Source organism: Paraburkholderia sp. GAS82 (assembly GCF_050436285.1).
GTDB classification, from domain to species: Bacteria; Pseudomonadota; Gammaproteobacteria; order Burkholderiales; family Burkholderiaceae; genus Paraburkholderia; species Paraburkholderia phenazinium_B.
On sequence record NZ_JBNDLX010000002.1, the window covers coordinates 165,760 to 180,286 of the forward strand.

13 protein-coding genes are annotated in these 14,527 nt (G+C 62.9%); 3 read left to right on the top strand and 10 right to left on the bottom strand.

All coding sequences use genetic code 11. The features are described 5' to 3' along the window. Positions 1 to 40 precede the first annotated feature (40 nt). From dnaG to P3T17_RS07135, 4 genes are all read right to left on the bottom strand, one after another. Positions 41 to 1,906 (bottom strand): DNA primase, encoded by a 1,866-nt coding sequence (gene dnaG, locus P3T17_RS07120; RefSeq protein ID WP_429405704.1) that lies wholly within the window; start codon positions 1,904 to 1,906, stop codon positions 41 to 43. 92 nt (positions 1,907 to 1,998) lie between these two features. After that, positions 1,999 to 2,445 carry a GatB/YqeY domain-containing protein gene (locus P3T17_RS07125; RefSeq protein WP_429405706.1) on the bottom strand — a complete coding sequence of 149 codons (447 nt, stop codon included), beginning with the start codon at positions 2,443 to 2,445 and terminating at the stop codon, positions 1,999 to 2,001. Between the two features lie 224 nt (positions 2,446 to 2,669). Then, positions 2,670 to 2,882, bottom strand: a complete 213-nt coding sequence (gene rpsU, locus P3T17_RS07130; protein WP_074266548.1) for a 30S ribosomal protein S21 — start codon at positions 2,880 to 2,882, stop codon at positions 2,670 to 2,672. Between the two features lie 68 nt (positions 2,883 to 2,950). Further along, positions 2,951 to 4,168, bottom strand: coding sequence for an NAD(P)/FAD-dependent oxidoreductase (locus tag P3T17_RS07135; RefSeq protein WP_429405708.1), 1,218 nt, complete (start codon positions 4,166 to 4,168; stop codon positions 2,951 to 2,953). A 79-nt stretch (positions 4,169 to 4,247) separates the two neighbouring features. Here P3T17_RS07135 and tsaD point away from each other — a divergent pair, with 79 nt between their 5' ends. Continuing rightward, positions 4,248 to 5,276, top strand: coding sequence for a tRNA (adenosine(37)-N6)-threonylcarbamoyltransferase complex transferase subunit TsaD (tsaD, locus tag P3T17_RS07140; RefSeq protein WP_429405710.1), 1,029 nt, complete (start codon positions 4,248 to 4,250; stop codon positions 5,274 to 5,276). 96 nt (positions 5,277 to 5,372) lie between these two features. Here tsaD and folE2 read toward each other — a convergent pair whose 3' ends face one another. From folE2 to P3T17_RS07160, 4 genes are all read right to left on the bottom strand, one after another. Further along, the gene (folE2, locus tag P3T17_RS07145) at positions 5,373 to 6,179 is read right to left on the bottom strand and encodes a GTP cyclohydrolase FolE2 (RefSeq protein WP_429405712.1); all 807 of its coding nucleotides are present in this window, start codon (positions 6,177 to 6,179) and stop codon (positions 5,373 to 5,375) included. Positions 6,180 to 6,356: 177 nt separating this feature from the next. Next, positions 6,357 to 8,264: a 1-deoxy-D-xylulose-5-phosphate synthase gene (gene dxs, locus P3T17_RS07150; protein ID WP_429405714.1), complete on the bottom strand. Its 1,908-nt coding sequence runs from the start codon at positions 8,262 to 8,264 to the stop codon at positions 6,357 to 6,359. Positions 8,265 to 8,349: 85 nt separating this feature from the next. Continuing rightward, positions 8,350 to 9,231 carry a polyprenyl synthetase family protein gene (locus P3T17_RS07155; protein ID WP_074266553.1) on the bottom strand — a complete coding sequence of 294 codons (882 nt, stop codon included), beginning with the start codon at positions 9,229 to 9,231 and terminating at the stop codon, positions 8,350 to 8,352. Further along, the gene (locus P3T17_RS07160; protein ID WP_429405716.1) at positions 9,228 to 9,533 is read right to left on the bottom strand and encodes an exodeoxyribonuclease VII small subunit; all 306 of its coding nucleotides are present in this window, start codon (positions 9,531 to 9,533) and stop codon (positions 9,228 to 9,230) included. The genes P3T17_RS07155 and P3T17_RS07160 overlap by 4 nt, the downstream gene beginning before the upstream one ends. 287 nt (positions 9,534 to 9,820) lie before the next feature. Between P3T17_RS07160 and P3T17_RS07165 the strand changes: the two genes are divergently transcribed. Together P3T17_RS07165 and P3T17_RS07170 are read left to right on the top strand one after the other, a co-directional pair. Further along, positions 9,821 to 10,927: an aromatic ring-hydroxylating oxygenase subunit alpha gene (locus tag P3T17_RS07165; RefSeq protein WP_429405718.1), complete on the top strand. Its 1,107-nt coding sequence runs from the start codon at positions 9,821 to 9,823 to the stop codon at positions 10,925 to 10,927. A 217-nt stretch (positions 10,928 to 11,144) separates the two neighbouring features. After that, positions 11,145 to 12,014 (top strand): sulfurtransferase, encoded by an 870-nt coding sequence (locus tag P3T17_RS07170; protein WP_429405720.1) that lies wholly within the window; start codon positions 11,145 to 11,147, stop codon positions 12,012 to 12,014. Between the two features lie 81 nt (positions 12,015 to 12,095). Here P3T17_RS07170 and P3T17_RS07175 read toward each other — a convergent pair whose 3' ends face one another. Further along, positions 12,096 to 12,965 (bottom strand): dienelactone hydrolase family protein, encoded by an 870-nt coding sequence (locus P3T17_RS07175; RefSeq protein ID WP_429289409.1) that lies wholly within the window; start codon positions 12,963 to 12,965, stop codon positions 12,096 to 12,098. Between the two features lie 154 nt (positions 12,966 to 13,119). Continuing rightward, positions 13,120 to 14,475: an NAD(P)/FAD-dependent oxidoreductase gene (locus tag P3T17_RS07180; RefSeq protein ID WP_074266558.1), complete on the bottom strand. Its 1,356-nt coding sequence runs from the start codon at positions 14,473 to 14,475 to the stop codon at positions 13,120 to 13,122. Positions 14,476 to 14,527: the final 52 nt, after the last annotated feature.

Genomic DNA, 14,527 nt, shown 5'->3' on the forward strand with positions numbered 1-14,527 from the left:
AAAACCTTTTATTGTAGCACTCGGCCTCAGCCCACCCTTCTTACAGCCCGAGCTGACGCTTCATGTCAGCCCGTTTCTGATTCAGATCCGTCAGTTCGGCAAATTCCTCGGCGGTATGCCTCGATTGCCGCGAAAGTTGCTCGAGCCGCTCACAATAGGCGTCATAGCGCATCTTCAGGATTGCGGCCTTCAGCTCTTCACCGACAATCCTTTCCTGCTCGCGCCGTTCCTCAATAACGGCCGCATCCGTAGGGTCCTTCAGCAACAAATCCCGAACGTTTTCATCATAGTCCAGAATTTTGCGAAAGATTTCCTCGAAAGTCGGGGCGTTAGCGCCGTTTCGCAAGAGATCGGACAGCAACTGGAACTCCGCCGCATCGCCGAGCGCGCGGGCGTGCGTCGCCACTTCCTCAAAGAGCTCGCTGTGGCGCGTAATCGTCAGCAGCGCCTGCTCGGCCTCCTCGTCCAGCACCGCGACCGTCCGCGGATGCATCACCAGGTTACGGAGCGTTTTTTCCTCGATTCCGGTCACGCTGCGGCGGTCTTTGCGGGCCGGCGCCTGGCGCGCGGCCGCGGCGATCCGGGAATCGACCTCGCATAGCGCCGCCACCTCGTCGAACGGCACGTCGAGCCGGTCGGCGAACATATGCATGATCTGCGCACGCAGCGCATTGGCCGGCAGCGCCTGCAGCAGCGGCTTCGCGTCGAACAGCGCGCGCGCCCGGCCTTCCGGCTGGTCCAGCTCCTTGCCGGCCAGCACTTCGTTCAGCATGAACTGCGACAGCGGCATGGCCCGCTCCACCTGTTCGGCAAATCCCTCTGTGCCGAACTCCCGCACGTAACTGTCCGGATCGTGCTCCGTGGGCAGGAACAGGAAGCGGATGGTCCGGTTGTCCGCCGCGTGCGGCAGGCAGGCGTCGAGCGCCCGGCGCGCTGCGCGGCGGCCCGCCGAGTCGCCGTCGAAGCTAAAAATCACTGTATCCGTCTGACGCAGTAATTTTTGCACGTGAATCGGCGTGCAAGCCGTACCCAGCGTGGCGACCGCGTTCTGGAACCCTAATTGAGCCAGCGCGACCACATCCATGTACCCTTCGACCACCAGCACGTACTGCTGTTCACGAATCGCCAGACGCGCCTCGAACAGCCCGTACAACTCGCTGCCCTTGTTAAATAGAGGCGTTTCCGGCGAATTCAAATACTTGGGCTCGCCGCCGTCCAGCACCCGGCCGCCGAAGCCGATCACCTGGCCTTTGACGTTGCGGATCGGGAACATGATCCGCTCGCGAAAGCGGTCGTAGCGGCGATTCTGGCCCTGTGCGTCCGCCTTTTCGCTGACGATCACCAGACCTGACTCCACCAGCGCGTCGTCCCGATAGTTAGGAAACGCGGTTTCCAGATTCTGCCAGCCGTCAGGCGCGTAACCCAACCCGAACCGGAGTGCGATCTCGCCAGTCAAACCACGTTTTTTCAGGTACTGGATCGCGTTGGGCGCGCCGCGCAACTGCTTGCGGTAAAAATCGGATGCGGTCTGCATCACATCGGACAGCGCCGTCGTCACGGCCTTCGAAACCGCCGGCGCATAACCGCCGCCCCCACCGCCCTGATTCGGCGACGGCTCCTGCGGCACCGTCAGGCCCACTGACTGCGCCAGATCGTTGACCGCCTCGGGAAACGTCAAACCGGCATGCTCCATCAGGAAGCCAATCGCCGTGCCATGCGCGCCGCAGCCAAAGCAATGATAGAACTGCTTAGTCGGACTAACCGTAAATGAAGGACTCTTTTCGTTATGAAACGGACACAGCCCCATGAAATTAGCGCCGCCCTTTTTCAGTTGCACGTACTTACCGACCACGTCGACGATATCGACGCGGTTCAGCAGATCCTGCAGGAACGAATGCGGAATCACAGTGGGGGGCGCTACCTTTAAAACCTGAAGGCTGCGCGGCCAGCCCGTCCAGAAGCAGGCCGCACAGACCGAAAAACACCGGAAAAGCCGAATTACTTCGCCAGCGCAGCCTTGACCAGCCCGGACACAACGGTCATATCGGCGCGGCCTGCGAGCTTCGGCTTGAGGACGCCCATCACCTTGCCCATGTCCTGCGGGCCGGCGGCGCCGGTTTGCGCGACCGCTGCCTGCACTTCGGCTGCAATTTCCGCGTCCGACAGCTGCTCCGGCATGTACGCGGAGAGGATGGTGAGCTCGGCGCTCTCCTTCTCGACCAGATCCGTGCGGCCGGCCGCTTCGAACTGGCTGATGGAGTCTTTGCGCTGCTTGATCATCTTGTCGATGACCGCGGTGATAGCAGCGTCGTCGAGCACGATGCGCTCGTCGACTTCACGCTGCTTGATCGCGGCGAGCAGCAGGCGGATGGTGCCGAGACGCTCGGTTTCGCGGGCCCGCATGGCGGCCTTCATGTCGTCGTTGATCCGATCCTTGAGACTCATTACTCACCTGAATGCGTTGGAATGTAAAAAGATCTGGCCATGCGCGGTGCATCAACACAAAAACCCGCTTGGGACTGCTTCCTCAAGCGGGTTGGCGCGAATTCGCGGAGTAGATGCGGCTTGACCAGGATGGCCCTCACGGCCAGGTTGTCCGAACAGGGCTGCGTTTAGCGCCGCCACCGGTTACGTGCCGCCGCTCCGTAGGACCCGCAGCGGCGTCAGAATCAGTAAAACTTCTTTGGCAGCATCTGGCTGCGCAGCCGCTTGAAGTGGCGCTTCACCGCCGATGCCTTCTTGCGCTTGCGCTCAGCCGTAGGCTTTTCGTAAAACTCGCGCGCTCGAAGTTCGGTCAGCAGGCCGTTCTTCTCGATCGTGCGTTTGAAGCGGCGCATCGCGACTTCAAAAGGCTCATTTTCTTTTACGCGGATGATCGTCATTTTGCAATAACGGAACTTTGTAAAGGTTGAGGATTATAGCAAACCTTTCTCACAAAGACACGTCCGCGTCAAGCCCCCTTTACGTACTCTGCGGCGGCCTGGCCCGCGGCCACGCCGGAAGCCCACGCCCACTGGAAATTGTAGCCGCCAAGCCAGCCCGTGACGTCGACCGCTTCGCCGATAAAGTACAGGCCCGGTGCCCGGGCGCTCATCATGGTGGTCGACGACAGGTCGCGCGTATCGATCCCGCCGCGTGTGACCTCGGCTTTGCGGTAGCCTTCGGTGCCGTTCGGGGTAAGCGTCCAGCGTGACAGCGCCTCGCCGATGCGGCGCAGCGTCTTGTCAGGCAGATCGGCGAGGCGCGCGTCGGCGGGAATCTGGTGCGTTTCCAGCCAGACGTGGGCGAGCCGGGCGGGCACCCATTCGGCGAGCAGGTTGGCAATCTGACGTTTTGTGCTGGTCTTCGCTTCCAGCAGCGCGGCGGCGGCGTCCTGCTCAGGCAACAGATTGACGTGAATCGGCTCACCTGGCTGCCAGTAGCTCGAGATCTGCAGCACACCTGGGCCGGACAGGCCGCGATGGGTCAACAGCAGATCCTCGACGAATTCCGCACCGGTTTTCTTGCTGCCGGTCTCGATCCGCACCTCGAGCGAGACGCCAGATAGAGCCGCAAACGGATCCCAATCGGCTGCCGCAAACGTTAGCGGCACGAGAGCCGGGCGTGTGTCGATGAGCTTGTGGCCGAACTGCTTGGCCAGCCGGTAAGCAAAGTCCGTCGCGCCGATCTTCGGAATCGACAGACCGCCGGTTGCCACCACCAGCGCACGAGCGCGGATCGCTCCGGCGTGCGTATCGAGCGTATAGCCCGTGGTTGCATCGTGCCGCACCTGCTCGACGGCAAGCGGCCTGCGCCACGCGATACCGCCGGCGTCGCACTCGTTTTTCAGCACGTCGATGACTGCGTCGCTCGACTGGTCGCAGAACAGCTGGCCTTTGTGCTTTTCGTGCCACGTCACGTGATGGCGCTTGAGCAGCGCCATGAAGTCGCGTGGTGTGTAGCGCGCGAGCGCCGAACGGCAGAAATGCGGATTCGCCGACAGGTAGTTGGCCGGTCCCGCGTACAGATTCGTGAAGTTGCAGCGGCCGCCGCCGGAGATGCGGATTTTCTCCGCGAGGCGCGGCGCGTGGTCGATCAGCACGACGCGGCGGCCGAGTTGCCCGGCCACCGCCGCGCACATCATGCCGGCCGCGCCCGCGCCGATGACCGCGATATCGAAGGATTCCATGGCGCGCATTGTACCTGCGGCCCCTGCCCCGCACTGCTATACTTTAGGGCTTGCTTTTTTACTTTTCGGGCACCTGAACATGCTGGTTCTCGGCATCGAAAGCTCCTGCGACGAAACCGGACTCGCGCTCTACGACACGGAGCGCGGCCTGCTTGCGCACGCGCTGCATTCGCAGATTGCGATGCACCGGGAGTACGGTGGAGTGGTGCCGGAACTCGCGTCGCGCGACCATATCCGGCGCGCGCTGCCGCTGCTCGAAGAAGTGCTGGAGCGGGCCGGCACGGCGCGCACTGAAATCGACGCGATCGCCTACACGCAAGGGCCTGGGCTGGCTGGCGCGCTGCTGGTCGGCGCCAGCATCGCCAACGCGCTCGCCATGGCGTGGGACAAACCCACCATCGGCATCCATCACCTTGAAGGGCATTTGCTATCGCCGCTTTTGGTCGACGAACCGCCGCCGTTTCCGTTCGTCGCCTTGCTCGTCTCCGGCGGTCACACGCAGTTAATGCGCGTGTCGGATGTAGGCGTCTACGAGACGCTCGGCGAGACACTCGATGACGCCGCCGGCGAAGCCTTCGACAAGACCGCCAAGCTGCTCGGGCTCGGTTATCCGGGTGGACCGGAAGTCTCGCGGCTGGCGGAATTCGGCACGCCTGGGGCCGTGGTGCTGCCTCGCCCAATGCTGCACTCGGGTGATCTCGATTTCAGCTTCAGTGGCCTCAAGACCGCAGTACTGACGAATGTGAAAAAACTTGGCGGCGCAAATATCTGCGAACAGGCCAAGGCTGACCTGGCGCGCGGGTTCGTCGATGCTGCGGTGGATGTGCTCGCCGCCAAGTCACTGGCCGCGCTCAAAAAGACCGGGCTCAAACGGCTGGTGGTCGCGGGTGGCGTAGGCGCGAACCGGCAGTTGCGTGAAGCGCTTTCGGCGGCTGCAAAGAAGCGTGGCTTCGATGTGCACTACCCGGATCTATCGCTGTGCACCGACAACGGCGCGATGATTGCATTAGCGGGCGCGCTGCGCCTCCAGCGCTGGCCGGCGCAATCGGGCAAGGACTATGCGTTCACGGTGAAACCGCGTTGGGATCTGACCTCACTCGCGCGCTAAAAGAAGGATTGCCCAAGGGCGCATCGCATCGCAATTGAAAACGGCCGCTTTAGCGGCCGTTTTCACATCAAAGCAAAGCGCGCAGCAGCTTAGCAACTAGCTAGCCCGCTTGTCGTGCTCAATCACCGCATACGCGCTGTGATTGTGGATCGATTCGAAGTTCTCAGCCTCGAGCACATACGCTACGATCCGCGTATCCGCATTCAGACGCTGCGCCACATCACGCACCAGGTCTTCGACGAACTTCGGATTCTCATATGCGCGCTCGGTGACGAACTTCTCATCAGGCCGCTTCAGCAAGCCCCACAGCTCGCACGACGCCTCTTCCTCGGCAATCCGAATCAAGTCTTCCGCCGGCACGTCATCGGACAGTTCGGCATTGATCGTCACATGCGAGCGCTGATTGTGTGCGCCGTACTGCGAGATCTTCTTCGAACACGGGCACAGACTCGTCACCGGCACCAGCACCTTCAGAAACACGCGCATCACGCCGTTGCGGGTATCGCCGGTCAGCGTTACTTCGTAGTCCAGCAGACTTTGCACGCCCGACACCGGCGCGGTCTTGTTGACGAAGTACGGGAACGACACTTCGATGCGGCCCGCTTCGGCCTCGAGCTTCTCGAGCATCGCGGCCAGCATCTTGCGGAACGTCGACGGCTCCAGCGGAGCCTTGTTCTCTTCGAGCAGCGCCACAAAACGCGACATGTGCGTGCCCTTCTGATCGGCCGGCAGGTGGACGTCGAGGTTCCACGTGCCAACCGTCGGCTGCACATCGCCGCCCTGTGTGCGCACCGTCAGCGGATGACGCACGGCCTTCACGCCAACCCGTTGAATAGGGATCTGGCGGGTGTCGACGGTGCTCTGCACGTCGGGCATCACAAAAGCGGGATTCATTTGATTCATGTTGTTTTCCTCAGCGGCCGAGCGGAACGACCCACGCAACGGCGAACGCCGGCTGGTGCCGGCGTTGCATGATGGGCCCGCAGGCCGATCGATTCAAGTTGGAGATTGCTATAGCCGCAATAGCGCCTGCACACCCGGCGCCCGGCTCGGCCTTGCGGCTCGCTCGCCGGCTCTCTCTTACGCGACGCGCTTGACGGACTTGCCTGCGGCGCCCGTGGCGTGATCCATGAAGCGTTCGCGGATCGACTTGGCAATGCCCGCGCTATCCAGACCACACTCCGCGAGCAGCTTGGCCGGATCCCCATGATCGATGAAGCGATCGGGGAGGCCCAATTGTAGTACGGGACGCATAACCCCACTGGCGAGCAGGGCTTCGACGCAGGCCGAACCCGCGCCGCCCATGATGCAGCCTTCTTCGACCGTGACGACGTAGTCGTGGGACTCCGCAAGTTGGCGTACCAGCTCGGCATCCAGCGGCTTGACGAAGCGCATGTTCGCTACCGTCGCGTCCAGTTGCTCCGCTGCGGCGAGCGCCGGCGCGACCATCGTGCCGAACGCCAGAATCGCGATCCGCTTGCCGGCCGGCTGCGTAGTCTCGCGACGCACTTCGCCCTTGCCGACAGGAAGAGCCGTCATCTGCTTGACAGTCGCCACACCCGATCCAGCGCCGCGCGGATAGCGCACCGCCGTCGGCCCCGGCTGCTGCAACGCCGTGTGGAGCATCTGACGGCATTCGTTTTCGTCAGACGGAGCCATGACGGTCATGTTCGGAATGCAGCGCAGGAACGCCAGGTCGTATGCGCCTGCGTGTGTGGCACCGTCTGCCCCAACGAGACCCGCGCGGTCGATCGCGAAGACCACCGGCAGATTCTGCAAGGCGACGTCATGAATCAACTGGTCATAAGCGCGCTGCAGGAACGTCGAATAAATTGCCACGACCGGCTTCATACCGTCGGCGGCGAGGCCGCCTGCGAACGTCACCGCATGCTGCTCCGCAATGCCCACGTCGAAGTAACGGTCCGGGAAGCGCTTTTCGAATTCCACCAGACCCGAACCTTCGCGCATGGCCGGCGTAATGCCGACGACGCGCGAGTCGAGCTCAGCCGCATCGCACAGCCATTCGCCGAAGACATGCATGTAGGCCTTCTTCGACGGCGCAGTGGCCGGCTTGATCCCTTCCGCCGGATTGAACTTGCCCGGCCCGTGGTACAGCACCGGGTCGGCTTCGGCCAGCTTGTACCCTTGACCCTTCTTCGTCACGACGTGCAGGAATTGCGGACCGCGCAGTTCCTTGATGTTCTGCAGCGTCGGGATCAGCGAGTCGAGGTCGTGACCGTCGATCGGGCCGATGTAGTTGAAACCGAATTCCTCGAACAGCGTAGCCGGCACGATCATGCCCTTCGCGTGCTCTTCGAGCTTGCGGGCGAGGTCGAGCATCGGTGGCGCGACGCGCAGCACGCGCTCCACGCCGGCGCGCGCGGCAGCGTAGAAACGGCCCGACATCAGACGCGCCAGATGGCGATTGAGCGCGCCCACCGGCGGCGAAATCGACATGTCGTTGTCGTTGAGGATGACGAGCAATGGAACGTCGTCTTCGACGCCCGCATTGTTCATTGCCTCGAAGGCCATGCCGGCGGTCATCGCACCATCGCCGATCACGGCGATGCCCATGTGGCCCTCACCCTGCAGCTTGCTGGCGACGGCCATGCCGAGCGCCGCGGAAATCGACGTGCTGGAGTGGGCGGTGCCGAACGTGTCGTACTGCGACTCGTCGCGGCGCGGAAAACCGGAGATGCCGCCGTACTGACGCAGCGTGTGCATCTGGTCGCGGCGGCCGGTCAGGATCTTGTGCGGGTAGGTCTGATGGCCGACATCCCAGACGATCCGGTCGCGCGGCGTGTCGAACACATAGTGCAGCGCAATCGTCAGTTCGACCGTGCCAAGATTGGACGACAGGTGTCCACCCGTCTTGGAGACGCTGTCGAGCACGTAGGCGCGCAACTCGTCTGCAAGCGGTTGCAATTGGCGGCGATCGAGGCGGCGGAGGTCAGCCGGGTCGTCGATGGTTTTCAGCAAGTCGTACATCGTCGTTCCATTGTAGGAAAACTTACGCGCCCGCACTTCATTCACGCATTCGTCGTAGCAAATGCGCGGCGGCGGGCTTTCGCGTTCAGCTCACCCGGTTCACCACCAGGTCAGCCAGTTCGGCAAGACGCTGCGCCCGCGCGCCAAACGGCGCGATCGCAGCGTGGGCGTCGGTGCGCAGTTGCGCGGCGAGTTCGCGCGACGCCTCGAGCCCAATAATCGACACGTAGGTCGGCTTGCCGTCCTTCGCGTCTTTGCCTGCCGTTTTGCCGAGCGTCGCGGAATCGGTCGTGACGTCGAGAATATCGTCCACGACCTGAAACGCGAGACCCACAGCGGCCGCGTAGGCGTCGAGCGAACGCATTGCGTCCGCGCCCGGCGCTTCGCCCGCCAGTGCCCCCATGCGAACCGAAGCGCGCAGCAGCGCGCCGGTCTTCATGCGGTGCATCGTTTCGAGTTGCGGCCGGGTCAGCGTATGACCGACGCTCGCCAGATCGATCGCCTGGCCCCCAGCCATGCCGATCGAACCGCTAGCCAAAGCCAGTTCGCGCACCAGCGCCGCCTGTTGCGCCGGCGGCAGCACGTCAGCCGTCAGCGTAACGAAAGCTTGCGATTGCAGCGCGTCGCCGACCAGCAGCGCGGTCGGCTCATCATACTGAACATGCACCGTGGGTTTGCCGCGACGCAGCGCGTCGTCGTCCATGCAGGGCATGTCGTCGTGCACAAGCGAGTAGACGTGGATCATCTCCAGCGCTGCCGCGGCCGCGTCGAGGCATTCGACACGAGCGCCGGTCAGCTCGCCGGCAGCGTGGCAAAGCAACGGGCGCACCCGTTTTCCGCCGCCCAGCACTGCATAGCGCATCGCTTCGTGCAGTTGTGCCGGCTCGACGGCCGGCTCCGGCAAGTAGTGTCCGAGTGCCGTCTCGACGCGCTCGAGTACCGAGTGCATCCATTGTTCGAAAGTCATAGGTCGTCCCCGCTCTCTGTAGCGGCTGTGCCTGCGCCACTCATGGGCAACGGTTTGAGGGTCTCGCCGTCGAGGACCCGCACCTGCTGCTCGACCTTTTCCAGTTGTTGCTGGCAAAACGTCACAAGGCTCGCGCCGCGCCGGTACGCGGACAGCGATTCCTCCAGACTCAGACTGCCGCCTTCCATCCGCGCAACAAGCCCTTCCAGCTCCGCCAGCGCCGCTTCGTAATTCTCGGGCAGCGGCGTGCTGTCGACGCCCTCAGGTGTTGCAGCGGTGTCCTTCGATGCGGTCTTCGCCATGAATGGTCGCAAAATTAAAACAAGTCGGACATTCTACGGCAAAAGCGACTTATCCGATCCGCTCGACGCCCTCCGCCCCGCTTGCTCCCCTTACGGCTCAACCAGAGCGTGACAGAAAAAAATCCTTTTTGCTCGGACGAAAGGAGTGAACCATCTTCACAATTTTGACCCAAATCAGACACTTAGTCGCCCCAAGCAAGGGGAAACGGGTATAATCGCGGGCTCCCTAAATCGAATCTTCGATGGTTGGGTTGTTCACTGCTTTCACGTCTTCATCGGGAGTGGGAATGTCCAATCTGAGCAATGCATTGCAGTTGCGGTCTGTTCACAGCCAGCTGCCAGTCACGGCTTACTTTGACGAAGCGCTTCTAACGCGCGAAATCGAAACCCTTTTCAAGAAAGGTCCTCGCTACATCGGCCATGAACTCATGGTGCCAGATGCGGGGAGTTATTTTGCTTTGCCCAGCGAGAGCGAAGGGCGTGTGCTCGTCCGTAACCAGCAGTCACAAATCGAACTGCTGTCGAACGTGTGCCGCCACCGGCAAGCCATCATGCTGAACGGCCGCGGCCAGACGGAGAACATCGTCTGCCCCCTGCACCGCTGGACCTACGATCTGAACGGTCAGCTCCTCGGCGCACCGCATTTTGCGGACAACCCCTGCCTGAATCTCGGCGCCACGCCGCTGCAGAACTGGCAAGGGCTGCTGTTCGAAGCGCAAGGGCGCAACGTCGCCAAAGATCTGGCACGTCTGGGCACCAAGCAGCACTTCGACTTCTCGAACTTCATGTTCGATCATGTCGAAGTCCACGAGTGCAACTACAACTGGAAGTCGTTCATCGAGGTCTACCTCGAGGACTACCACGTCGCGCCGTTCCATCCGGGCCTCGGCAGCTTCGTCTCCTGTGACGATCTCGAGTGGGAATTTGGCGAGTGGTACAGCGTGCAGACGGTTGGCGTCCACAAGGGACTCGAAAAGCCGGGCAGTCCGACGTATCGCAAGTGGCACGATCAGGTGCTGCGCTTCCGCGAGGGCAAAGCCCCCGACTTCGGCGCAATCTGGATGGTGTACTACCCGGGCCTCATGATCGAGTGGTATCCGCACGTGCTGGTCGTTTCATGGTTGATTCCGCGCGGTCCGCAGAAAACCACCAACGTCGTGGAGTTCTACTACCCCGAGGAAATCGCGCTGTTCGAGCGTGAGTTCATCGAGGCCGAGCGCGCCGCCTATATGGAAACGGCCCGCGAAGACGACGAAATCGCCGAGCGGATGGACGCCGGCCGCCGCGCGTTGATGGAGCGGGGCGAGTCGCAGGTTGGCCCTTATCAGAGCCCGATGGAAGACGGCATGCAGCACTTCCACGAGTTCCTGCGCCGCGAGCTCGGCACGATCTGACCGGCAGCGTCATATGGCGCACGCGGTGATAGCATTCATGGAAAGACGGGCTTCGGCCCGTCTTTTTTTGTTTAGACTTAACACATCAGTCGGTTGAGCGGCTTGGGCATCGCTACATGTCCCCGCTGCACGCACCGAAGTCGTCCGTTCCGCAACTATCTTGCATGGGACCGGGGTAAGCGCTAAAGCGCTCACTCCGGCCGACAGAGGAGCCGTCATGCCGCACACTCATTACACCACGTTGATCTCCGCGACGAATCTCGCGGAACGGCTCGCCGCTGCGCCCGGCAGCGTATTCGTGATCGACTGCCGTTTCGATCTGGCCAATCCCGAAGCGGGTGCAAAGGCCTATGCCGAGGGCCACGTGCCCGGTGCGCAGTATCTGAACCTGGACCACGATCTGTCGGGCCCGAAGACCGGCGCCAATGGCCGCCATCCACTGCCGGACCGCGCCACGCTGGTCGCCGCGCTGGCCGCACGCGGCCTGAGGCAGGGTCAGCAGGTCGTTGCCTATGACGCGCAAGGCGGCATGTACGCCGCGCGCGCCTGGTGGCTGCTGCGCTGGCTCGGGCACGACGCGGTCGCGCTGCTCGACGGCGGACTGCAGGCCTGGCAGGCAGCGGGTTACGCACTGTCACAAGATGTTGCGCCGCAAAGCCCAGGCGATTTCAAGGCGGGCGCGCCGCTCGCGGTCACCTTCGACGTGCAGGCGGTGGAGCGCAATCTCAGTACGCACGAGCGGGTGGTGATCGACGCACGCGCTGCGGATCGCTATCGCGGCGAGAACGAAACGCTCGACGCGGTCGGTGGACACATCCCGGGCGCGTTGAACCGCTTCTTCAAAGACAATCTGACGGCCGACGGCCGCTTCAAGCCGGCTCATTCACTGCGAGAAGAATTCCAGGCGCTGTTGCCGGGCATCGCGCCCGATCACGTCGTGCTGCAATGCGGCTCGGGGGTGACGGCCTGTGTCAACGCATTGGCCATGGAGGTCGCGGGTCTGCATGGCGCAGCGCTTTACGCGGGATCGTGGAGTGAATGGAGTTCCAATCCGGCACGACCGGTTGCGACCGGGCCGAATCCGTAAGAGCAGATGGCGGACGGCGGGCGCGCAGCATGGCCGCCGTCATCCGCCGCGCCTTACCGACCCTTACCGGCAACGCCGACGCTATACCCCGTGCTGCTTGAACCAGACCAGCGCGCGGCGCCAGCCATCTTCGGCGTCGACCTTCTTGTAGCTCGGCCGGTAGTCCGCAAAAAACGCGTGCCCCGCATCGTCATAGACGACGAACTGCGAGCCTCTCCCTGCCTCCGGGCCCTGCGCAATCAGTTGCTTCATCTGCGCCAGCGTGTCCTGCGGAATGCTCTGATCCTGTAGTCCGTAGAGGCCCAGCACGGGCGCATGGAGATCCGCCACGCGGTCGATCGGATTTTCGGGCGTCATTGCCGTGTGATCGCCGGCCACCCGGCCGTACCACGCCACCGCCGTCTTCACGCGCGGATTGTGTTCGGCGTACAGCCACGTAATCCGCCCACCCCAGCAGAAGCCGTTGATGCCGAGCCGGTTCAGGTCGCCACCGTTCTGCCCAGCCCACGCGACCGTCGCATCGATATCGGCCAGCACCTGCTCATCGGGAACCTTGCTAACGAGTTGCTCGCTCAGTTGCTGGATCGTCGGATACACCGACGCATCGCCTTCCCGCACATAGAGGTCCGGTGCAATCGCCAGATAGCCCTGCTTGGCGAAGCGCCGGCAGACATCGGAGATATGTTCATGCACGCCGAAAACCTCGTGCACGACGATGATCACCGGCAAGTGCGTCTTGCCCGCTGGCTGCGCGCGATAGGCCGGCACCAGCGTGTCGCCGGAATGCACGGCGATTTCCCCGGCTTCGAGCCCGTCGCTATCGGTATGGATGGTTTGTGCGGACACCGGCAACACGGCGGCGGCGAATCCGCTGCCGAGCGCGGCCTTGATGAAGGTGCGTCGATTGAAGGGGACGTGTGGAACCAGGCTGTCGACTTCGGGCTTCAGCATGCGGCACTCCTTGAGTGATGGGCAGTGAACGGCGGTGACGGACGAGGCAAAGGCCACAGGATACGCTCGTGCGCATCCTCTTGCAGTGGCTTGCCTGATGTCCGTCCGGCGCCCGAATGGCGGCCTCGAGCCGCCTTCTGCACCAACCTCAGCCTCAGTGCAATTTCACCCGCGGCAGCGTCGTACGGCGCAGCCAATGCGCAAAGGTGTCGAGCACCATGCGGGCGTACCCATGCAGCGCGGCAATATGCAAGCGGTACAACGACATATACATAAAGCGCGCAAAGAGACCTTCGATCAGCATATTGCCGCCGATCACCCCGCCCATCAGGTTACCCACCGCGCTGAAATGCCCGAGCGAAACGAGCGAGCCGAAGTCCCGATAAGTGAACTCCGGCAGCGGCTTATTTTCGAGCCGCGCTGCCAGCGCAGTCAGCAGAAAACTCGCCTGCTGGTGAGCGGCCTGCGCGCGCGGCGGCACGTTGCGTTCGTTGCCCGGCCACGGGCAAGCGGCGCAATCGCCAAGCGCGAAAATGTTGTCGTCGGTTTCGGTTTGCAACGTGCGGCGCACGACCAGCTGGCCGAGCCGGTTGACCGGCAGGCCGTCGAGCTGGCTCAGGATTGCGGGAGCCTTGATGCCCGCTGCCCACACCGTCAGATCGGCACGAATCGCCTTACCGCTGGCAGTTCGCACCACTCCGGGCGCGACTTCGGCTACGGTTTCGCCGGTCATCAGCTTTACGCCCAGCTTCGTCAGCAGTTCCGCGGTCGCGGTCGACACCCGCTCCGCCAAGGCCGGCAAGATCCTTGGCCCCGCCTCGATCAGCACAATGCCGACGTCGTGGCGCGGATCGAGCTTATGCAGTCCATACGCGGACAACACCTGAGCGGTGTTGCGCAATTCCGCTGACAATTCGACGCCTGTCGCTCCGCCGCCGACAATCGCCACCTGAATGCGCGGCTCCGTCGACGGGGTCGTCGCGTCCGGCGTCGACTCCACCAGCTCGTGCGCCTGATGCTCCGCGCGCACGCAGGCCGCGATCAGGCGTTTGCGAAAGCGCTCGGCCTGACTCACCGTATCGAGCGCAAGCGAATATTCCGGCGCGCCTTGCACGCCGAAGAAATGCGTGGTGCTGCCGATGGCAATCACCAGCGTGTCGTACTCCAGTTCGCGTTGCGGCAGCAGTTCCGCACCGTCCTCGTCATCCATCACGGCCGCAAGCGTGATGCGTTTCGCCGCGCGGTCAAGGCTCTTCAGTTCGCCCTGCTGAAACTCGAAGTGATGCCAGCGCGCCTGCGCCGCATAGGCGAGTTCCTGCGTGAACGGGTCCATGCTGCCGGCCGCCACTTCGTGCAGCAGTGGCTTCCAGATATGGGTTGGATTGCGATCGACGAGCGTGACCTGCACACGCTCCTGGCCTTTGTACTTGTGTGAGGCATAGCGATCGCCAAGACGGGTCGCCAGTTCCAGTCCTCCCGCACCTCCACCAATGACGATAAAACGATGCATCGCAGTTCTCCGTATTTGCCGATCGGTTGTGCGTCGAGACGGCCCGTGTCAT